Source organism: Kitasatospora sp. NPDC058063 (assembly GCF_042885395.1).
Lineage (GTDB): Bacteria > Actinomycetota > Actinomycetes > Streptomycetales > Streptomycetaceae > Kitasatospora > Kitasatospora lactacystinica.
In genome coordinates, this window is record NZ_JBHVSD010000016.1 from 18,727 (window position 1) to 38,069 (window position 19,343).

The window sequence follows — 19,343 nt, forward strand, 5'->3', positions numbered from 1 at the left end:
CTACTCGCGTTCGCGGGAGCGCCCCGGGCAGAATCGACCCCATGGACGAAGGCGGCGAGCCGGCCTGCTGGCTGGAGCTGGTGTGCCCGGAGTGCGGACGGCTGCGCGAGCGGCCCGGACCGGGATCCTGCGAGAACTGCGGCGCCGACGGTGAAGCCGACGGCGAGCGCGGAGGCGGCCCGCCGGACGCGGCGGAGCCCCCGAAGGCCTGACCCGGGCGCCGTATGGGCCCCGGGTCGGACGGCCCGCGGGAGGCGGGAGCCGCTACTGCTGCGGCGGCTGGTCGCGGAACTGGTTCTTGAGCTGCTCCTGGGCGTCGTCCACCTGACCGCTGTACTTGCCCTGGGTGCGCTGGTCGACGGTGTCGCCCGCCTTGTCGACGGCCTTGTCGGCCTGCTCCTCGTGGCCCTTCAGCAGGTTCTTGAGCTTATCCATCATGGACATCTGGTCACACTCCTGGATGAGACGCCCCCACCCCTCCAATATCACCGCGCGCGCCACGACCCGCATCTCGCAAGGTCTGCGTAAAGGCTTGGCAACGGGATTCCGGTCATGTCAAATCATGACCCTCATGACCTTCACGGCCCGTCGGATGGAGCTCCCTTGATGCTGCGCACCCGTCGCCCCACCTTCCCGCTCGACCGCTCCGTCCCGGAGGACCCCGCCACCTCCACAGGGCGCCCGCGAACCGCCGTCACCCGGCGTGGCGCGGGCGCCGCCCTGACCGTCGCCGCGCTGGTCGCCCCGCTGCTGCTGGCCGGCGCCGGCAGTGCCTCGGCCGACCCGGACCCGGCGCGCAAGGGCGCCAAGCTGGCCTCCCGGCTGGTCGAGGCGAGCAGCGCCCGGGACGCGCGGGCCACGCTGGCCGCGCTCCAGTTGATCGCGGACCGCAACGGCGGTACCCGGGTGGCCGGTTCGAAGGGGCACGACCAGTCCGCGCAGTACGTCTACGAGCAGGCGCGCCGGGCCGGGCTCAAGGTGTCCAAGCAGGAGTTCGTCTACACCTTCTTCGAGGCCCGCTCCGAGCGCCTCGACGTGGTCTCCCCGAAGGCCGAATCGGTGCCGGTGATCGCCATGACGTACTCGGTGGGCGGCCCGGAGGCAGGCCTGACCGCGGACCTGGCGGTCGCCCCGGTCGGCGCCACCACCGGCTGCACGCCCGCCGACTACCCGTCGGGCGCCTTCACCGGCAAGATCGCCCTGATCCGGCGCGGCGGATGCTCCTTCGCCGAGAAGCAGGCCGCCGCGGCCGCCGTCGGCGCGACCGGGGCGATCATCTACAACAACACCGAGGGCACCCTGAACGGGACGCTCAGCGAGCCGACGGCGGGGCGGATCCCGACCGGCGGGATCACCCAGGCCGCGGGCCAGGCCCTGGCCGCCCAGGCCGCCGCCGGGCCCGTCCGGGTGACCCTGGACATCCGGACCTTCATGGAGCAGCGCAAGACCTGGAACGTCATCGCCGAGACCCGCGGCGGCGACCCGGACCACACCGTGATGGTCGGCGCGCACCTCGACTCCGTCCCCGAGGGGCCGGGCATCAACGACAACGGCTCCGGCACGGCCGGCGTCCTGGAGGTCGCGAAGAACCTCAGCGTCCACCCGGTGAAGAACAAGGTCAGGTTCGCCTGGTGGTCGGCCGAGGAGTTCGGCCTCAAGGGCGCCGAGGCGTACGTGAACTCCCTCTCCGACGCGGAGAAGAAGAAGATCGGCCTCTACCTCAACTTCGACATGATCGCGTCCCCCAACTACGCGCAGTTCGTCTACAACGGCTCGGGCAGCGCCGGCGGCGACGCGGGCCCCGAGGGCTCGGCGCAGCTGGAACGGGACATCAACGGCTACCTGGACGGCCGGGGCCTGCCGCACGACCCGACCCTCTTCGACGGCCGCTCCGACTACGGTCCGTTCATCGACGCGGGCATCCCGGCCGGCGGCACCGACACCGGCGCCGAGAAGGTCAAGTCACCGGAGCAGGCGGCCCGTTACGGCGGCACCGCCGGCGCCGCGTACGACGGGTGCTACCACAAGGCCTGCGACAACCTGGGCAACATCGACATGGGCGTCTTCGACGTCAACATCGACGTGATCGCGAACGCCGTCGGCACCTACGCCTGGGACCTCTCCTCGCTCCACCGGCCCGTCCCGGCCCAGCGCCCGGCCGCCAAGGCGGTGCCCGGCGCCGCGGCGACCGGTATCAGCGGCACGAGCGACACCCACTCCGGCGGGGTGGCGGCCTGACGCCCGGGTGGGCCCGCCGCCGCTACCGGCCGACGGGCCCACCCGACCGCCGTACCCGACCGCTCCGTCCGGGACTGCCCCATCCGGGACCTCCCCGCCCCATCGCCCCTGGTGGCCGTGGGTGCGGTCACCGTAGCGCAGGACACTGACAATCCGGTCGCGGACCGGTACGGTGCCGCGCGGAGCGCATCCGCCGAGACCCGGTGGGTGCGCCGGGTCCGGTCCTGACACCATGGGACCGAGATCACGACACGGTGACATCCTCGGAGGAGTCAGCAACATGAGCACGCACTACGACGTCGTCGTCCTCGGCGCGGGCCCCGGCGGCTACACCGCCGCCGTCCGCTCGGCCCAGCTGGGCCTGAAGGTCGCGGTCATCGAGGCCAAGTACTGGGGCGGCGTCTGCCTCAACGTCGGCTGCATCCCCTCCAAGGCCCTGCTGCGCAACGCCGAGCTCGCCCACATCTTCACCAAGGAGGCCAAGACCTTCGGCATCAAGGTCGAGGGCCAGGTGACCTTCGACTTCGGCGAGGCCTTCCGGCGCAGCCGCTCGGTGGCCGACGGCCGGGTCAAGGGCGTCCACTACCTGATGAAGAAGAACGGCATCACCGAGTACGACGGCTGGGGCACCTTCGTCGACGAGCACACCCTCCAGGTCGCGCTGAGCGGCGGCGGCTTCGAGGTCGTCACCTTCGACCACTGCGTCATCGCCGCCGGTGCCACCACCCGCCTGCTGCCCGGCACCAGCCTGAGCGACCGCGTGGTCACCTACGAGGAGCAGATCCTCACCGAGCAGTTGCCGGAGAGCATCATCATCGCGGGCGCCGGCGCGATCGGCGTCGAGTTCGCCTACGTGCTCCACAACTACGGCGTGAAGGTCACCATCGTCGAGTTCCTGGACCGCGTGGTGCCGCTGGAGGACGTCGAGGTCTCCACCGAACTCGCCAAGCAGTACCGCAAGCTGGGCATCGAGGTGCTGACCTCCACCCGGGTCGAGTCGATCGACGACAGCGACCCGAACGCCAAGGTCCGGGTCACCGTCACCAAGGACGGGCAGCAGCAGGTGCTGGAGGCCGACAAGGTGCTCCAGGCGATCGGCTTCGCGCCGCGGGTCAACGGCTACGGCCTGGAGAACACCGGGGTCAAGCTCACCGACCGCAATGCCATCGCGGTGGACGGCCGCGGCCGCACCAGCGTCGAGCACATCTTCGCGATCGGCGACGTGACCGCCAAGCTGATGCTCGCACACGCCGCCGAGACGATGGCCGTGATCGCCGCCGAGACCATCGGCGGGGCGGAGACCATGGAGGTCGACTTCGTCATGATCCCGCGCGCCACCTACTGCCAGCCGCAGATCGCCTCCTTCGGGTACACCGAGGCCCAGGCACGCGAGCTGGGCCACGACGTCAAGGTCGCCAAGTTCCCGTTCACCGCCAACGGCAAGGCGCACGGCCTCGGCCACCCGATCGGCTTCGTCAAGGTCATCAGCGACAACACGCACGGCGAGCTGCTCGGTGCCCACCTGATCGGCCCCGAGGTCACCGAGCTGCTGCCGGAGCTGACGCTGGCCCAGCAGTGGGACCTGACCGTCCACGAGGTCGCCCGCAACGTGCACGCCCACCCGACCCTGGGCGAGGCCGTCAAGGAGGCCATCCACGGCCTGGCCGGCCACATGATCAACATGTGACGACCGGCCCTCGGCACGCGCCGCGCCCCCGTCGGGCGACTGCCCGGCGGGGGCGCGGCGCGGTTCCGGGCCGATCGGCGGGAGCGGCGCCCGGGCCCCGGTCAGGGCGCCCGTCAGACGTGCCCGGCGATCAGGCCGAGCCGACCGTCGAAGCGGCGGTAGAGCACCCGGCCCCGGCCGGTGACCGGGTGCGCGAAGAACAGGAACGGCAGCTCCGCGCCCGCCAGCCGGTCGACGGCCTGCGCCTGCGTCAGCCGGGGCGCGCCGTACGGGCTGAGGGTGATCGGCGAGGTCCGGCGGCCCGCCGGTCCGGCCGGGACGGTACGGGCGAGGCGGTAGCCGGTCGGCCCGACCCGGTAGACCACGGCGTCGGTCTCGGTCGCCGGATCGGTGAACAGGTGGATGTCGTAGTCCATCGCGTCCATGGTCCGGGCAGCGGCCTCCGGCGAGCACCAGACCAGCGAGGGCTCCTTGTGCCGGACCACCCGGAGCTCGCGCAGCTCGCCGCCGTCCGGCCCGGTGGGGGCCGCGGCGCGGGGGCCCGGCCACGGGCGCGGCGCCCAGGCCCCGGTGACGGCCCTGATCCTGCCGCGCAGCGCGTCGCTCACCCGATCGAGCGAGTCTCCGAGCCCGGCCGCGGCCTCCTGGACGCGGATCCGCCGGCCGTCCACCTCGGCGTTCACCTGCGCCAGCACGCCCCCGGCCACGGCCGCGAGCCGTACCCGCAGGGCCTCCACCAGCGTCCCCACGCCCGGAGCCGCCGCCGCGGCGCCCACCCGGGCCCGCGCCTCGGCCAGGACCTCGCAGGTCAGCCCCTCGAACGCCCTCACCGTGACCAACTCGCCCATCCCAGGCCCTTCCACTCCCAGCCGGCGCAATACCGGCGACCAGGATTCCCGCCCCCGCTCCGCGCGGCCAGGGCCCAACGGCCCCACCGGGAGGGCCGGGCGGACCAGCCGCGGTCCGGGGACGGGCCGCTCGGAGGGGCCGGTGGGGCCAGAAGGGGAGTGGCGGGGCTCGGAGGGGGGCGGTGGGGCCAGGAGGGGAGTGGGGGCGGCCCCGTCGCGGAGCATCGGGCGCTCACCCGCCGTGCCGCCCGCCCTCGCCCCGGTCCTGGCGCCGGCCCTGGTCCGGTCGGCGACCGGACCGGTCGCCCGCCGCGAGGGGCCGCGTCCCCGAGCCGCCGGATGCGCCACGGGAGCGCAGCTCGCCGAGCACCGCCCAGGCGACCGACACCACCGGCACGGCCACCACCGCGCCCAGGATTCCCGCCAGCACGGTGCCGCCGGCCACCGACACGGCGATGGCCACCGGGTGGATGCGGACGGACCAGCCGAGCACCAGCGGATGCAGCAGGTGGCCCTCGATCTGGCCGATGACCACGATCAGGGCGAGCACCAGCAGGGCGATCACCGGCCCGCGGGCGGCGAGCGCGACCACGGAGGCGATCGCCAGGGCGATCGGGGAGCCGATCAGCGGGACGAGCGTCGCCACGAACTCCAGCAGCATCAGCGGCATGACCAGCGGCACCCGCAGGATCGCCAGCGCGATGCCCACCAGCACGGCGTTGGAGGCCGCCACGATCAGCACGCCCCGGGTGTAGCCCGCGAAGGTGCGCCAGGCGGTACGACCGGCACGGTCCCAGGCCGACCGGCTCCGGGCCGGCAGCTGCCGCTGCGCCCAGGACCACATCCGGTCGCCGGAGTGCAGGAAGAACACCGAGCAGAAGACCGCGAGCGCCAGCCCCGTGACCAGCTCGACGATCCGGCCGGCGCCGCTGAGCGCGGTGCTGACCAGGGCGGAGCGGTGGGCCGAGACGAACGCGCCGATCTTGGCCCGCAGGTCGGTGACGGTGCCGGGGCGCAGGTGGAAGGGGGCGCCGGTGAGCCAGCGGTCGATCCGGGAGAGCCCGCCGCGCAGCTCGTTCCCCAGCCGGGTCCACTCTTCGGCGACGGTCGTGCCGACCAGCGCCAGCACCCCGCTGACGAGCACGAGGGTGCAGAGGAAGGCGATCACGACGGCGAGCGGGCGCGGTGTGCCCCGGGCCAGCAGGTCGACCAACGGGCGCAGCACGGAGGTGATGACCAGGGCCACGAACAGTGCGACGACCACCAGCTGGAGCCGGGCGAGGACGTCGACGACCAGGTAGGCGAAGAGTCCGAGCAGCGCCAGCCGCCAGGTGTACCCGGCCGCCGTCCGCAGGCCGGAGGGGACGTGCTCCCCGGACGGGGACGGGCCCCGGGCCGGCGCCCCCGCGCGGGTCCGGCGGGCCGGCACCCGGGGACGGCGGCTGCCCAGCGGCCCGGGCCGCCGGTCCGGTTCGGCGCCGTTCACTCCCACGGGCGGTCTGCCGGGTGTAAACGCGCGGGGCCGGGGCAGGCGCGAAGCGGCACCGGTCTCCCTCGGGAGGACAGTGGTCCTCCGTGTACAAGCGGTTGGATGTGGGGAGAATCGATGACGCAGGGTGGGGGGAGAAGGAGGCAGACATGAGAAGCCTCACGCGCCGTTGCGCGGTGACGCTCCCCGGCCCGATCGGCGGGCACGCCCCGCTCTGCTCGGTCATCGTGCACGAGACGCAGATCGTGGGCCCCGACGGGGGCCTGGTCTGGGAGAGCGCGGACGGCGACCTGCGGGTGGAGATCGCCAGCGGGGTGGCCACCGTCCTGGAGTCTCCCGGAACCGGCAGTCGGCACCCGTGTCTGATGGCGGTGCCGCTGCCCTGAGCACGCGGCCGGGACGCGTGCCGCAACGACGTGTGCCGCAACGAGGACGCGAGCCGCAACGAAGGGGATGGAGGAGCGGAGGCGACGCGGGCGGACGTCGCGACGGACGGTCACCGCGTGGTGGCGGCCAAGGCCTCGCGCACGGTGACCAGGCAGGGGTCGCAGTACCGGTCCGGCCCGGCCGCACCGGCACCGTCCGCTGCCGGGACGACGCGCTGGGAGGGCTCCAGGAAACGCCCGCAGAGTGAGGACGACGCGTCGTCCTTCGCCACCACGTGCCACACCACGGCGGGCGGGGAGACCGCCGGGTCGTGCTCGGCCCACATCTCGTACACGGCGCTACCTCCGGATCGCTGGGGGCTCGGTGAATCCATGCAAACCCGGGCTCTGCCGAACGGCCACCGGGCCAGACCCGGTGGGATGGTTGTGGGCCGGTGGTGGTCAGGCCCGGCGCGGGCACCGGCTCACTCCCGGCGGTCGGAGCCCCTCACTCCCGGGGGTCGGAGCCCCGGCGGTCGGCGCCCGGGCGCCCCGGGGCACCGGTCCGGTCGCGGCCCTGGCCGGCGGCCAGCCGGCGCCGGATCACCAGCAGGTCGAGTCCGGCGAGGGCGGCGAACCCGGCGCACAGGGCGGCGAAGAAGGCGTAGGTCCCCCGGTTGGGCGCGGGGCCCGGGCCGGCCAGCGCGGCCAGCACGGCGAAGGCCGCCGTCCCGCCGACGAACAGGACCAGGAAGACCCGGGACAGCAGCCGCCGCAGCTCCAGGTCCGAACGGGCGGTCACCGGCTCGGTGCCCCGGCGCACCGATTCCTCGGGCCGCAGCTGCGGCGTCGTCCGGCCGGGGCCCTGCGAGGTGTGCGGGAAGTCGTGGCGCTCGCCGCTCCGGCGACGGGCCCCGCCGCCGTGCTGCACGCTCGGTCTGCGTTGTACGGACATGACGACCCCCGAACGGAGTCGATCGGTGGTGTTCCGTCGACGCGCCTACCCGCGCCCGGCGCCGGTACACGTCGGCGGGTGCGGGCAGGCGCCGGTCGAGCCGCAGTCGGACCGCCGGCCGTCGGCCCGGCCGGAGGGCTCAGGGGGTGACTGCGTACTCGGTGAACCGGCCGCAGGCCTGGAATCCGAGACGGCGGTAGACGGGCTCCCCGTCCGAGGACGCCTGCAGGACCGCGGTGCGGTACCCCGCCTCGTGGGCCGTGCGCAGCGTGGCGAGCGTGATGGCTCCGCCGTACCCGCGGCGGCGGTCGGAGGCGAGGGTCGCGATGTTGTAGATCCCGGCGACACCCGCGAAGAGAAAGACCTCGGCCGAGCAGACCGGTCGTCCGTCCGCGTAGCCGATGAGGTAGCGCGCCGGGCAGTCGGGGGCCAGGGCCCGCTCGGTCGCATCGGCGTAGAAGCGGCGGACGGTGGCGGCCGGCGGGTCCCAGTTCGCGGCCAGGACCATCGCGTAGTCGGCGAGTTGTTCGGGAGTCGTCACGGGACGGATCTCCAGGCCGTCGACGTGGGGCTCCGGTGGGGCGGTGCGCAGATCCGTCCACATGCCGGTCTCGGTCTCGGAGGCCTTGAGGCCGACGTCGGTCAGCAGCACGGCGATGTCCGGGGGTGCGGTGGCGGGGCCGACCCACCAGGAGAAGGGCCGGCCGGTCGCGGTCAGCGTGCGGACCGTCTCCGTCACCCGGTCGCGAGCGGTGCCGTCGGTGAAACGCGCGGCCGCCACGATGTTGAAGGTGTCGTCGTCGAGCCCGCTGTCGGCGATCACGAGATCGGCCGTCTCGGTGACGGTCGAGTGCTTCGTGCGGCGGTGCAGGTGGCAGGCGTGTTCGGCCAGGTTCTGCTCCATCCTGGCCAACAGGTCGGAATCGTCGGACGCGGTATGTCCTGTCTCATTCACGTCCGACACGATCTCACCCGTGCAAGGGACCGCCGAGTGAATAAGGGCGCGGTAAAGGTTGTCGTTCCCGGCCCTCCGGCGACACCCGCTCCCGGTGGATTCGGCCGCTGTTCAACGGGGCGTGGCCCGGCCGATGATCCACGACTGCTCCCGGTGCCTACCGTCGGGGCCCACACCACTTCCGGGAGCGAACATGCACGACATCCAGGCGACCGAGCACGAGTGCGGCTGCCCGCGGACCGCCGACCTCGACGGGGAGGGGACGGCCGCGGCCAGTCGGCGCCGATTCCTGCGCGGGGCCGGTCTGGTGGGCGCCGGGGTCGGTACCGCCGGTCTCGGCCTGCTCGGTGCGGTACCCGCGCAGGCGGCCGGGCCCGAGCAGGGCGGTGGGGCCGAGCAGGCCGGCGGCGCCGGGAAGAAGCCGAAGAAGGCCGGGGGGAAGGGGCGTTGGCAGCCGGACCCGGACGCCCGGCAGTTCACCGTCGTGGTCATGCCGGACACCCAGTACCTGTTCGACCAGGACCGGATCCATCCGGCGCCGCTGGAGGCCTCGGTCCGCTACGTGCTGGACGGCGGGGTCAACCGGGAGGACGGGACGGACGACAACATCGTCTTCCTGTCCCATCTCGGGGACGTCACCGAGAACGGCCTGGCCGTCGAGTTCGCCGCCGTCACCAAGGTGTTCGGCCTGCTGGACGAAGCGGGCGCGGCCTACGGAGTGCTCGCCGGCAACCACGACGTCCGTTCCTCGACCGACGACCAGCGAGGCAGCACCCCGTACCTGGAGACCTTCGGCAAGGCCAGGGCCGCCCGCACCGCCGGGTACCGCGGCTCCAGCCCGGACGGCTACAACACCTGCCACGTGTTCCGGGCGGCCGGCCGCGACTGGATGGTGCTCTCGCTGGACTGGCGGCTCTCCGACGCGGGCTTCGCCTGGGCGAACGGGGTGATCGCGGCCAACCCGAAGGTCCCGGTGATCCTGACCACCCACGACCTGGCGTACGCCGACGACAGCGGCCGCGCCGAGCTGTCCGACAACGGGAAGCGGCTCTGGGAGCGGCTGGTCGACGGCAACGACCAGATCTTCCTGACCGTCAACGGGCACTACTGGCCGCCCGGCCGCACGGTGCTGAAGAACCGGGCCGGCCACGACGTGCACGTCCACATCACCAACTACCAGGACCGCTACTACGGCGGTGCGGCGATGATCCGGGCGTACCGCTTCGATCTCGACCGCAACACCGTCGACGTGTCGACCTTCTCGCCGTGGATCCAGCAGATCGCGGCCGAGGAGCGCAACGCGCTGGCGGCCCAGCACGTCGAGCTGACCTCGGACGTGGACCGCTTCTCGCTCGCGATCGACTTCGACCGCCGGTTCGCCGGCTTCGCGCCCGTCCCGCAGCGCCCGGCGCGCCGGGCGGGTGAGCTGCTGGTGCGCGACACGGCGGCCTACTGGCGGTTCGACGGCGGTGGCGGGGACGGCACGGCCGTCTCCCCGCAGCAGGTCGTCAAGGACCTGAGCGGGCAGGGCAACGACCTGCTCTGGCAGGGCGCCCCCGGCACGCCCGAGGGCGCGCTCAGCTGGTCCGCCGAGCACCACCCGGACCAGCCCGGCCACGGCAGTCTGCTGTTCAAGGGCACCCGCTCGCCGGTGCGCGGCGGCTACCTGCAGACCGTGCCCACCGCGCCGCTGAACCGGGAGGCCTTCGAGCGCGGGTTCACCGTCGAGGCCTTCTTCAAGCTGCCCGCCGACTGGGACTCCGCGCAGAGCCGCTGGTCCGCCCTGCTCAGCCGGTGGGGGACGGCCGGCGAGGCGGGCAGGATCGGGCCCGGGACGGACGCCGACGAGCCGGTCGCCACGCTCAGCGTCTCCGAGGCGCCGGCCCTCCAGTGGTGCGTCTACCCGCTCAACCAGACCGGGGCGTCGACCTGTTGGGGCCACCAGCTGCCGCTGGACCGGTGGTGGCACGTCGCGGTGGTCAACGACGGGAAGCTCAGCCGGATGTACGTCGAGGGCTGCGAGGTGGCGCGCAATCCGGCGACGCCCGCGGTCGGGCTGACCACCCTGGGGCGGCCGTGGATGCTGGGCGGGTACGCGTACGCGGGGGTGCTGGACAAGGTCTTCCACGGGTACGTCGGGGATGTTCGGATCGTGCGGCGGGCGCTGCGGGTGGGCGAGTTCATGACCGCCTGACCGCGCTCCACGGCGCTCGACCGCGCTCGACCGCACCACGTTGAACCTCCTCCGAAACACGGACACCGCCGGGCCCTGGTACGGGCCCGGCGGTGCCGTCTCCCGGTACGGCGCGGCGCGGCGGGCGCCGGTGCGCGACGGCGGGGCCGGGGCCGTCAGCGGAGCAGGGTGGCCTCGACCCCGGCGAGGATCGCCGCCAGGCCCTGTTCGTAACCCTCGTCGAAGTCCTGGAACATCACCCGGCCCGACTCGGCGGCCAGGGGGTGGGCGGCCAGGCGCTCGGCGCGGGCGTCCACGTCGTAGCCCTCCTCGCCGTCGAAGGGGTTGGGGCCCATCGCCTGCTCCTCGATGACGTAGCCGATGGTGAAGCTGTAGGCGGTCTGCCAGGCCCGGGCGGCGGCCGTCGGGGTGAAGCCGGCCTCGACCAGCACGCGCAGCGAGGCGTCCAGGCCGGCCGCGTAGCTGGTGTCGGTGAACCGGGCGCCGCTGTAGACCTTCGCGCCGTCGCGGTAGCGCAGCAGTTCGGCGCGCAGGGTGCGCATCGTCCTCAGGTAGGTCTCCCGCCAGTCGCCCGCAGGCGCGCCTTCCCCCGCCCGGCCGGTCATGCGGCGCATCATCTCGGTCGCCATCTCGTCGAGCAGCGCCTGCTTGTCCTTGAAGTGCCAGTACAGCGCCGGTGCCTTGACGTCGAGCCGGGTGGCGATGGCGCGCAGCGTCAGGCCGTCCAGGCCGGCCTCGTTCAGCAGGTTCAGCGCGGTGTCGACGACCTGGGCGCGGTCGAGCTTGGGGGTTCTCTGCGGGGTCACGGTTGACAGTTTAACGCCGTTAAGTGCAGGCTGTCGGCAACGGCTACTTAACAACGTTAAGGAGGTTGCCGTGACTTCTCGCGGCATGCACACGGACGTCCTGGTCGTCGGCGCCGGGCCCACCGGACTCGCCCTGGCGCTGGACCTCGCCCGGCACGGCGTCGCCGCGCTGGTGGTCGAGCGCGGCGCGGAACTCTTCCCCGGCTCGCGCGGCAAGGGTCTCCAGCCGCGCACCCTGGAGGTGTTCGACGACCTCGGCGTGCTCGACCGGGTCCGCGCGGTGGCGGGGCACTACCCGCCCAACCTGATCTGGCAGGACGGCGAACCCCAGGGCGAGCACCGGATGTACGACCCGACCGAGCCCTCCGAGGGCGAGCCGTACACCGAGACGCTGATGCTGCCCCAGTGGCGCACCCAGCAGGTGCTGTACGGGCGGCTGCGCGAGCTGGGCGGCGAGGTCGCGTTCGGCCGGGAGCTGGTCGGCCTGACGCAGGACGAGGAGGGCGTGACCGCCGAGTTCGCCGCCGGCGGCCCGGTCCGGGCGCGGTACGTCGTCGCGGCGGACGGCGGGCGCTCGACGGTGCGGCGGCTGCTCGGCATCGGGATGACCGGGGAGACCGTCGACCCGGACCGGATGCTGGTCGCGGACGTCCGGATCGACGGCCTGGGCCGCGAGCACTGGCACGTGTTCCGGTCCGCCGAGGGACTGCTGGCGATCTGCCCGCTCGGCGGCACCGAGGACTTCCAGCTGGTCGCCCAGTTCCCGGAGGGCACGGCCGTCGACCTCACCCTCGACGGACTGCGCGAGGTGGTCGCGGCCCGCTCCCACCTGACCGCCGAGCAGGTCACCGAACTGCGCTGGATCTCCGAGTTCCGCCCGCGCGCCGCACTCGCGGACCGCTTCCGCGCGGGCCGGGTGTTCCTCGCGGGCGACGCCGGGCACGTCCACTCGCCGGCCGGCGGGCAGGGCCTGAACACCAGCGTCCAGGACGCCTACAACCTGGGCTGGAAGCTGGCCGCGGTGCTGGCCGGACGAGCGGGGGAGGAACTGCTCGACAGCTACGAGGAGGAGCGCCGCAGCAACGCGGCGGCGATGCTGGAGCTGTCCACCCGGGTCCACCGCGGCGAGGAGCGCCGCGGTCGGGCGACCCAGCAACTCGGCCTCGGCTACCGGGAGTCCACGCTCTCGGTGGAGACCCGCCGGAACCTCCCGGCGGACGCGCTGCGGGCCGGCGACCGCGCCCCGGACGGCCGGCGGGGCGACGTCCGGCTGTTCGACGCCTTCCGCGGGCCGCACTGGACGCTGCTCACCGTCGGCACGGACGCGCCGCTGCCCGCCGTCACCGCCCCGGTGGTCCGCATCCCGGCCTACGAGGCGTACGGCACCGGCGTTTTCCTGGTCCGGCCCGACGGCTTCGTCGGCTGGGCCGGTGCGACGGCCGACGGCCTCGGGGAGTACGCGGGCCGGCAGGGGCTGCTCGCCCCCTGAGCGGGCGGACCGCTGGTCACCGTGCGGGCCGCGCACCGCAATTGCTCAGTCCGGTGGCTCGTACGGGTCCGGGGTGTGGGCCGGCGCGGTGGTCTCGGACTCGGCGCCCCGCCGAGGCCGCTTCTCCTCCTCGTGCCCGGACCGCGGCGCGCTTTCGCCGGTCATCCGGGACTCGGGGGTCTCGACCGGGACCGGGGAGTCCCTGGGGACGGGTTCGTGCTGGTCGTTCACGGGATCCGACTCCTCTGCGGGGTGCGGTGGATGGGCGGACACCCGGTGGCCGCCCGGGGCGACCGCCGGGTGCCGGGTCAATGCCTGCCCGCGTCCTTGACCTTCTCCGCGGCCTGTTTCAGGTCGCTCTTCACCTGCTCGGCCTTGCCCTTGAGTTCGGTCGAGCGGTCGCCGGTGGCCCGCCCGGCGGTTTCCTTGGCCTTGCCGCTCGCCTTCTCCGCCATGTTGTGCAGCTTCTTCTCGGTACCCACGGCGGGTGCCTCCTCTCGTCGACGGGGGCGAAGTCCGCCCCGGGCGGCGTCTGCCCCGGTCCGGGGCTTCCATGCGCGGCCCGGGGACTTCCGTGCGTGGCCGGGGTCTTCCGGGTCCCGATCCCGCGCGGGGAAGCCCGGCGGATCGCCGGCGCCGCGGTGCTACCGGGCGGAGCCGGCCTCGGCGGCGGTCTTCAGGTCGTGCAGCCAGCCTTCGAGGCCCTGGCGGAGGATGTCGGTGGCGGCGGGGACGTTGGCGTCGACCTGGGGGCCGGTGTGGGTCTCCTCGGTGCGCACCAGGACGCCGCCGGGCACCTCGGTGAAGTTCCACACGTGCACGCCGTCGATCCGCAGGCCGGTCGCGACCGCCGGGCCGGTCCAGCGGATGCAGGAGCCGGACCGCAGCTGCCGGACGGTGGAGGTGATCTCCAGGACGGGGTCGGTCGAGGCGGGGTTCGGGGGCAGCGGGGTGGTCCAGTGGAACACCGAACCCGGGTGCAGCGGGCCGCCGTCGAGGCGCTCGGCGCGCTGCACCGGGGCCTGCCAGTCGGGCCAGCGCTCCACGTCGGTCTGGAGCCGCCAGACGGTCCGCAGCGGCGCGTGGATCACGGTCCCGGTCCGATAGCGGACCCGGGCGTCGGGGTCGACGCCCGCCCCGCGGCAGGTGAGCGAGGAGTCGGGGCGGTGGGCGGTGGCGGCCCCGGCCGGCGGGGCGACGGCGCCGAGCAGGCCGAGGGCGAGCGGGACGGTCAGGAGGGCGCTGCGGATGCCGGTGCCGCGGGTGCCGGTGCTGCGGGTGGCGGACATGGAACTCCCCATTCACTGGTCGGCCGTCGGGAACGGCACGATCGCCGCGAGCTAGATGCTCACGCCTTCGTTAGAAGTTGTAACTCCCCGAGCCCTGAAGGGTCAACAGGTTCCGTGATACCTTCTAACGGAAGCGTGAACATGTAGTCGGGCGACTCGGGGAGCGGGGCGAAGCATGGCCGGGACGGGCGCGGACACCCCGCGCGAGCGCTACCGGGCCCAGGTGCGCGAGGAGATCAAGGCGCACGCCTGGGACCAGATCGCCACGGCCGGCGCCTCGGCGCTCTCCGTCAACGCGATCGCCAAGCGGATGGGCCTGAGCGGCCCGGCGCTCTACCGCTACTTCGCCGGCCGCGACGAGCTGATCACCGAACTCGTCCGGGACGCGTACCGCAGCCTGGCCGACACCCTCGGCGCGGCCGCCGCCGAGGGCGCCGACCTGGCCGGGCTCGCCCACGTCCTGCGCGAGTGGGCGCTGGCCGACCCCCAGCGGTACTTCCTGATCTACGGCACCCCCGTGCCCGGCTACCGCGCACCGGAGGACACCACCGCCATCGCCGACGAGGTGATGCGGACGCTGGTCGACGCCTGCGCGGCGCTCGCCCCGGCGGGGCCGCAGACCCCGCAGGCGCCGTTCGCCACCCACCTGCTGGGCCATCGGGGCTGGGCGGGCGATCAGCCGGCCCCGCCCGAGGTGCTGCACCGCTTCCTGGCCTTCTGGACCCGCCTGCACGGCGTGCTGTCACTGGAGCTCGCCGGGCACTTCACCGGCATGGGCTTCCGGCCCGCACTGCTCTTCGAGGCCGAGCTGGAAGGCCTGCTGGCGCCACGCTTTTGACCGCCCGCGATTCTGGCCGCCCGCGGTTCCGCCCGCCCGCACTGCCGCCCCGACCGGCATCGGCGGTACCGCGCCGCGGCCTCAGCCCTGCCCGGGGTTCGGCCGGGGAAGCGGCGGCGGGTCGGGGTCCGGGAGCGGCTCCGGCGGCGGGAACGGCGGGAACGGCGGGAACGGCGGCGGCGCGGGATCGGGCTCGCCCGGCCGAGGCGCGGGATCGGGCCCGGGGCCGGGTCCGGGGGTCGGCCGGGTGTCCGGATCCGGGGGCATCGGGACGGTCATCGGGGCACCTCCTGGGGTGGCGCGCGCCGCTCAGCGGCCGAGCGCCTGCGCCAGCCGGCTCTTGTTCATCGTGGAGCGGCCCTTGATGCCGCGCTGCCTGGCCTCGTTGTACAGCTGGTCGTAGGTCGGGCCCCGGGCGCCCCGGTGCGAGCGCTGTCCGCCGCGCCGGCCGGAGGACATGTCGTGGGTCGAACTCCGGCTGGCGGTCCTCGACTCGCCGTGCCTGGCACGCTCCTTGTTCACCGTCCGGGCGGCGATCTCCTCGGCCCGCTTCTCGCTCTCGCCCCGGTCGAGCGCGCTGTCCTTGATGTGCTCGTACTGGCGCTCCCGCTCGGGGCTGGATCCTCGGGGCATGGCCGGAGCCTCCGTTCCTTGCTCGGGGTCGTCGTGCCGCGGCGTGTACCCGCGTGCGCCGCCGCGAATCCGCCGGTCGGGGGTGGTGCGCGGGGCCGTCCCGGAGCCCGGCGGCCGGTCGGCCCCGCCCCCGAGGTCGGCACGCGCGGGGCGACGGGGCGTGTACGGCGGGTCGTGCTCCGGTCCGTACGGGTGTGCCGGGTGTGGCGCGTTCGCCGCAGCATCACTCCGGGTAATTGAACGGCTGCACGTTGTTGGCGGAGGGGGTGGGGTCAGGGAGTCGCGATGACGGAACACGAGCAGCTCGGCGCGCCCGCCGGCCCGGAAGGGCGGCCCACCCGGCCCGAACGGGTGCCGCCGCAGGCCCCCGCGCCCGGACGGCGCGAGACGGGCGCCCGGTCCGGACCGGACGGCGACGGCACCGCGGCCCCCTGGCCCGACATGATGCTGCCGCTGCTGCGCACCCCGACGGCCGATCGGCAGCCCGGGCCGGAGGGGGCCGGCGCGGAGCCGCCGGAGGGTGTCGAACCGGCGCAGGTGCTGGACCTCGCGCTGCTGGTCGGCGAGCTGCTGCTGGCCAGCGGCGAGGCCGCGGAGGACGTCGAGGCGGCCATGCTCGCGGTCGCGCACGCCTACCGGCTCCACCCGTGCGACCCGCAGGTCACCTTCACCCGGGTGGCGATCTCGTACCAGCCCGGCCCGTCGGAGCCCTCGCTGACGGCCGAGTGCTCGGTCCGCCGTCCGGCGGTCGACTACGCGCGGCTGGCGGCCGTGTTCCGGCTGGTCATCGAGATCACGGTGGGCGGGATGGCCGTCCGGGAGGCGCACGGCCGGCTGGTGGCGGCCCGCCGGCACAGCCGCCGCTACTCGGGCCGGCTGTTCGTGCTCTGCTGCGGGGGAATGGCCGGGGCCGCCACCCTGCTGATCGGCGGCCGGGCCGACGCCCGGGCGTGGCTGGTGTTCGCCAGCGCCGTCGTCGCCGCGCTGGCGGGCGAGCGGCTCTCGGCGCTGGTGGCGCGCCATGACCTCCCGGCCTTCTACCAGTTCGTGGTGGCGGCGGTGCCCGCCGCCGTGATCGGCATCCTGCTGTCGTTCAACGGGCTGCACCTGCGTGGATCGGTGGTGATCACCGGGGGGCTGTACGCGGTGCTGCCGGGGTGGCCCATGGTGGCGGCGGCCCAGGACGGCCTGGCGGGCTTCTACCTCACCGCCGCCGCCCGGTTGCTCGAAGCGCTGTACCTGATGGCCGGGGTGGTGATCGGGGTGATGACGGTGCTCTACGTCGGCGTCAACAACGGCGCCGACCTGGCCGCCCAGGACGTCCCGACCGGGGCGGTGAACCCGCCGCTGCAGCTGGCCGCCGCGGTGCTCCTGACGCTGGCGTTCGCGGTGCTGCTGAACACCGAGCCGGGCACCCTGCCGGCGGTGCTGCTGAACAGCGCGGCCGGCTGGACCACGTACGGGGTGCTGGTGAACGCGGGCGGCGAGCCGATCCTGGCCACCGGCCTGGCGGCGGGGCTGGTGGGACTGTCCGGCCAGCTCATGGCGCGCTGCCGGGGCAGTTCGGCGCTGCCGCACATCACGGCCGCGCTGGGGCCGCTGCTGCCCGGCTCGGTGCTGTACTTCGGGATGCTCGCCTTCGTGCGGGGCGAGCCCGAGGTCGGGCTGAGCGGCATCGGGCGGGCCGGCGCGATGGCGATGGCCCTCGCCATCGGCGTCAACCTGGGCCGCGAGCTCGCCCGGCTCTTCCTGCCCGCGCCCCGGGTGGCCGCGCCGCCCCGCCGCCGGCGCGGCCGCCACCGGCGCTGAGAGGGAATGACGGGCCGGTTGTTTGCCCGGGCGGCGGCGCGGTACACGCGTGGGGTGTGGAGCCGGGCCGGGCGAGACCGGCCCGCTCCCGGGGAAGGCCCAGGCCGGTTCGAACCGACGAGGCCGCCCCCGTCGCCAGCCACCCGTCAACCCTGGAGACCCTCGTGATAGTCCTCGGTGTCATCCTGCTCATCATCGGCTTCGTCACCGGCATCTCGATCCTGTGGACCATCGGCATCGTGCTGGTCATGATCGGTCTGGTCCTGTGGGTCGCCGGGGCACTCGGGCACGCCGTCGGCGGCCGCCGGCACTACTACTGACCCGGGCTGACTCCTGTTCAGTGCCGTGCGCCGACCGCCCGACGCACCGGACCGCCCCGCTCAGGGGCGGTCCTCGTGCAGTCCGCAGAGCCACGCCAGGGCCCGGTGGACACCGAGCACGTAGCTGTGGTCCGACCCCTGGGCGCGGACCCGGTGGAGGTGGACGGCGGCGGCCTGGCACTCGGCCAGCAGCTGGGCGTGGCACGGACCGGTGGCGCCGGCCGTCGCGGCGGCCGTGGCCGCGGCGGTGACCGGGGCCGCGACCTGGGCGCCGGCGGCCCACCGGTAGGCGCCGAGCACGCCGTGCTCGAAGCCGGTCCAGGGCCGCGGGCGCCGGTTGACCTTGTCGATCGCGGCGAACACCTCGTCCAGCGGGCGCACTCCCACGCCCGGGACGGTCTCGTCACTGGTCATGTCCGCAACCTACGTCCGCCCGCCACGGCCCGCCCCCGGGGACCACGGCCCGGTACGGCGCCGCGGCCCCGCGCCACCCGAGCGGCGGAGGCGGTCGCGCCCGCCGGACCCGGGCCCGGCCGGGCGGCGGGGCCGGGACGGGTAGGCTGACCAGGACGTGTCCGGCCGGAGAGGTGGCCGGGCCGGAGGAACGGTGCGGGCCGGCGGCCCGCCGGTGGAGACCCTGATGACTCGTCGTTTTGACTGCTCGAACCCGTCCGAGCGCGCGGCCGGGCTGCGCGAGGCCGTGGCCGCGGTGCGCCGCGGTGAGCTGGTCGTGCTGCCCACGGACACCGTGTACGGCGTGGGCGCCGACGCCTTCGCACCGGAGGCGGTCGACCGCCTGCTGCGGGCCAAGGGCCGGGGCCGGAACATGCCCTCGCCGGTGCTGGTCGGCTCCCCGGAAGCGCTGGACGGGCTGGTCGAGGTGACGGAGCGCGCCCGGCAGCTGGTCAAGGAGTTCTGGCCGGGCGGGCTGACCGTGGTCGCCCGCCACCTGGAGTCGGTCGAGCTGGACCTCGGCGAGACCAACGGGACGGTCGCGGTGCGGATGCCTGCGCACCCGGTCGCCATCGAACTGCTCAACGCCACCGGGCCGTTGGCCGTCTCCAGCGCGAACCTGACCGGGCACGACTCGCCGCAGGACTGCGACGCCGCCCAGGGCATGCTCGGCGAATCGGTGGCCGTCTACCTCGACGGGGGCCCGACCGCGGCCGCCGTGCCCTCCTCGATCGTGGACGTCACCGGCGAGGTGCCGGTCCTGCTGCGGGCGGGCGCGCTCGGCGCCGAGCGGCTGCGCGAGGTGGTCCCCGACCTGCGGGAGCGCTGAGCCCGAAGCCCCGGACGGCGCTGAGCCCGAAGCCCTCGGACGGCGCCGCACCCGGTCGAAGGGCCGTACCGCGTGGCGCCCCGGCGGCCGGGGCCGCCGCCGCTAGGGTCGGCGATGGCGTGCGAGGGCGGGCCCTCCGCCGGGCC

Annotated in this window: 22 protein-coding genes; 10 read left to right on the forward strand and 12 right to left on the reverse strand. The window is 74.4% G+C overall.

The annotated features are described in order from the left end of the window. Positions 1 to 41: 41 nt before the first annotated feature. Positions 42 to 212: a hypothetical protein gene (locus ACFVUY_RS25985; RefSeq protein WP_387733699.1), complete on the forward strand. Its 171-nt coding sequence runs from the start codon at positions 42 to 44 to the stop codon at positions 210 to 212. 52 nt (positions 213 to 264) lie between these two features. Here the strand turns inward: ACFVUY_RS25985 and ACFVUY_RS25990 are convergent, their stop codons facing one another. Continuing rightward, positions 265 to 444, reverse strand: a complete 180-nt coding sequence (locus ACFVUY_RS25990; protein WP_387692258.1) for an antitoxin — start codon at positions 442 to 444, stop codon at positions 265 to 267. Between the two features lie 162 nt (positions 445 to 606). On the opposite strand from ACFVUY_RS25990, the gene ACFVUY_RS25995 reads away from it, so the two are divergent. Together ACFVUY_RS25995 and lpdA are read left to right on the forward strand one after the other, a co-directional pair. Beyond that, on the forward strand, positions 607 to 2,238 hold the full coding sequence (locus ACFVUY_RS25995) for a M28 family peptidase (RefSeq protein WP_387733702.1): 1,632 nt from the start codon (positions 607 to 609) through the stop codon (positions 2,236 to 2,238). A 280-nt stretch (positions 2,239 to 2,518) separates the two neighbouring features. Beyond that, positions 2,519 to 3,925: a dihydrolipoyl dehydrogenase gene (gene lpdA, locus ACFVUY_RS26000; RefSeq protein WP_387733705.1), complete on the forward strand. Its 1,407-nt coding sequence runs from the start codon at positions 2,519 to 2,521 to the stop codon at positions 3,923 to 3,925. A gap of 113 nt (positions 3,926 to 4,038) precedes the next feature. On the opposite strand, the gene ACFVUY_RS26005 is transcribed toward lpdA, so the two are convergent. Together ACFVUY_RS26005 and ACFVUY_RS26010 are read right to left on the reverse strand one after the other, a co-directional pair. Next, positions 4,039 to 4,773 (reverse strand): sigma 54 modulation/S30EA ribosomal C-terminal domain-containing protein, encoded by a 735-nt coding sequence (locus ACFVUY_RS26005; RefSeq protein ID WP_387733708.1) that lies wholly within the window; start codon positions 4,771 to 4,773, stop codon positions 4,039 to 4,041. 232 nt (positions 4,774 to 5,005) lie between these two features. Then, the gene (locus ACFVUY_RS26010) at positions 5,006 to 6,265 is read right to left on the reverse strand and encodes an AI-2E family transporter (protein ID WP_387733712.1); all 1,260 of its coding nucleotides are present in this window, start codon (positions 6,263 to 6,265) and stop codon (positions 5,006 to 5,008) included. Positions 6,266 to 6,411: 146 nt separating this feature from the next. Here ACFVUY_RS26010 and ACFVUY_RS26015 point away from each other — a divergent pair, with 146 nt between their 5' ends. After that, positions 6,412 to 6,648, forward strand: a complete 237-nt coding sequence (locus ACFVUY_RS26015; RefSeq protein ID WP_387692248.1) for a DUF6296 family protein — start codon at positions 6,412 to 6,414, stop codon at positions 6,646 to 6,648. 110 nt (positions 6,649 to 6,758) lie between these two features. Here ACFVUY_RS26015 and ACFVUY_RS26020 read toward each other — a convergent pair whose 3' ends face one another. The 3 genes from ACFVUY_RS26020 to ACFVUY_RS26030 all read right to left on the reverse strand — a co-directional run bounded on the left by ACFVUY_RS26020 (position 6,759) and on the right by ACFVUY_RS26030 (position 8,486). Then, positions 6,759 to 6,983: a hypothetical protein gene (locus ACFVUY_RS26020; RefSeq protein ID WP_359903204.1), complete on the reverse strand. Its 225-nt coding sequence runs from the start codon at positions 6,981 to 6,983 to the stop codon at positions 6,759 to 6,761. Between the two features lie 152 nt (positions 6,984 to 7,135). After that, positions 7,136 to 7,582, reverse strand: coding sequence for a DUF6343 family protein (locus tag ACFVUY_RS26025; RefSeq protein WP_387733714.1), 447 nt, complete (start codon positions 7,580 to 7,582; stop codon positions 7,136 to 7,138). 139 nt (positions 7,583 to 7,721) lie between these two features. Further along, positions 7,722 to 8,486, reverse strand: coding sequence for a GNAT family N-acetyltransferase (locus ACFVUY_RS26030; protein ID WP_387692305.1), 765 nt, complete (start codon positions 8,484 to 8,486; stop codon positions 7,722 to 7,724). A gap of 244 nt (positions 8,487 to 8,730) precedes the next feature. Here ACFVUY_RS26030 and ACFVUY_RS26035 point away from each other — a divergent pair, with 244 nt between their 5' ends. Next, entirely contained in the window at positions 8,731 to 10,731 is a 2,001-nt protein-coding gene (locus tag ACFVUY_RS26035) for a LamG-like jellyroll fold domain-containing protein (RefSeq protein ID WP_387733716.1), read from the forward strand. Between the two features lie 155 nt (positions 10,732 to 10,886). Here ACFVUY_RS26035 and ACFVUY_RS26040 read toward each other — a convergent pair whose 3' ends face one another. Continuing rightward, a complete protein-coding gene (locus tag ACFVUY_RS26040) occupies positions 10,887 to 11,537 on the reverse strand; it encodes a TetR/AcrR family transcriptional regulator C-terminal domain-containing protein (protein ID WP_387733719.1) in 651 nt (216 codons plus the stop codon). An 85-nt stretch (positions 11,538 to 11,622) separates the two neighbouring features. On the opposite strand from ACFVUY_RS26040, the gene ACFVUY_RS26045 reads away from it, so the two are divergent. Continuing rightward, positions 11,623 to 13,026, forward strand: coding sequence for an FAD-dependent monooxygenase (locus tag ACFVUY_RS26045; protein WP_387734024.1), 1,404 nt, complete (start codon positions 11,623 to 11,625; stop codon positions 13,024 to 13,026). Between the two features lie 45 nt (positions 13,027 to 13,071). On the opposite strand, the gene ACFVUY_RS26050 is transcribed toward ACFVUY_RS26045, so the two are convergent. The 3 genes from ACFVUY_RS26050 to ACFVUY_RS26060 form a co-directional block, all read right to left on the reverse strand. After that, a complete protein-coding gene (locus tag ACFVUY_RS26050; RefSeq protein WP_387733721.1) occupies positions 13,072 to 13,257 on the reverse strand; it encodes a hypothetical protein in 186 nt (61 codons plus the stop codon). Positions 13,258 to 13,334: 77 nt separating this feature from the next. Then, complete coding sequence (locus ACFVUY_RS26055; RefSeq protein WP_359903189.1) at positions 13,335 to 13,508, reverse strand: CsbD family protein; 174 nt, start codon at positions 13,506 to 13,508, stop codon at positions 13,335 to 13,337. A 162-nt stretch (positions 13,509 to 13,670) separates the two neighbouring features. After that, positions 13,671 to 14,315, reverse strand: coding sequence for an SRPBCC family protein (locus ACFVUY_RS26060; RefSeq protein ID WP_387733724.1), 645 nt, complete (start codon positions 14,313 to 14,315; stop codon positions 13,671 to 13,673). Between the two features lie 175 nt (positions 14,316 to 14,490). Here ACFVUY_RS26060 and ACFVUY_RS26065 point away from each other — a divergent pair, with 175 nt between their 5' ends. Next, the gene (locus ACFVUY_RS26065; protein WP_387733726.1) at positions 14,491 to 15,153 is read left to right on the forward strand and encodes a TetR/AcrR family transcriptional regulator; all 663 of its coding nucleotides are present in this window, start codon (positions 14,491 to 14,493) and stop codon (positions 15,151 to 15,153) included. Positions 15,154 to 15,462: 309 nt separating this feature from the next. Here the strand turns inward: ACFVUY_RS26065 and ACFVUY_RS26070 are convergent, their stop codons facing one another. Next, positions 15,463 to 15,786 (reverse strand): plasmid stabilization protein, encoded by a 324-nt coding sequence (locus ACFVUY_RS26070; RefSeq protein ID WP_387733729.1) that lies wholly within the window; start codon positions 15,784 to 15,786, stop codon positions 15,463 to 15,465. 285 nt (positions 15,787 to 16,071) lie between these two features. Between ACFVUY_RS26070 and ACFVUY_RS26075 the strand changes: the two genes are divergently transcribed. Together ACFVUY_RS26075 and ACFVUY_RS26080 are read left to right on the forward strand one after the other, a co-directional pair. After that, positions 16,072 to 17,595 carry a threonine/serine exporter ThrE family protein gene (locus ACFVUY_RS26075; RefSeq protein WP_387692233.1) on the forward strand — a complete coding sequence of 508 codons (1,524 nt, stop codon included), beginning with the start codon at positions 16,072 to 16,074 and terminating at the stop codon, positions 17,593 to 17,595. 164 nt (positions 17,596 to 17,759) lie between these two features. Then, positions 17,760 to 17,915, forward strand: coding sequence for a DUF6131 family protein (locus ACFVUY_RS26080; RefSeq protein ID WP_387692231.1), 156 nt, complete (start codon positions 17,760 to 17,762; stop codon positions 17,913 to 17,915). Positions 17,916 to 17,975: 60 nt separating this feature from the next. Here ACFVUY_RS26080 and ACFVUY_RS26085 read toward each other — a convergent pair whose 3' ends face one another. Further along, positions 17,976 to 18,329, reverse strand: coding sequence for a hypothetical protein (locus tag ACFVUY_RS26085; protein WP_359903174.1), 354 nt, complete (start codon positions 18,327 to 18,329; stop codon positions 17,976 to 17,978). Between the two features lie 226 nt (positions 18,330 to 18,555). Here ACFVUY_RS26085 and ACFVUY_RS26090 point away from each other — a divergent pair, with 226 nt between their 5' ends. After that, the gene (locus ACFVUY_RS26090; protein ID WP_387733731.1) at positions 18,556 to 19,197 is read left to right on the forward strand and encodes an L-threonylcarbamoyladenylate synthase; all 642 of its coding nucleotides are present in this window, start codon (positions 18,556 to 18,558) and stop codon (positions 19,195 to 19,197) included. Positions 19,198 to 19,343 lie beyond the last annotated feature (146 nt).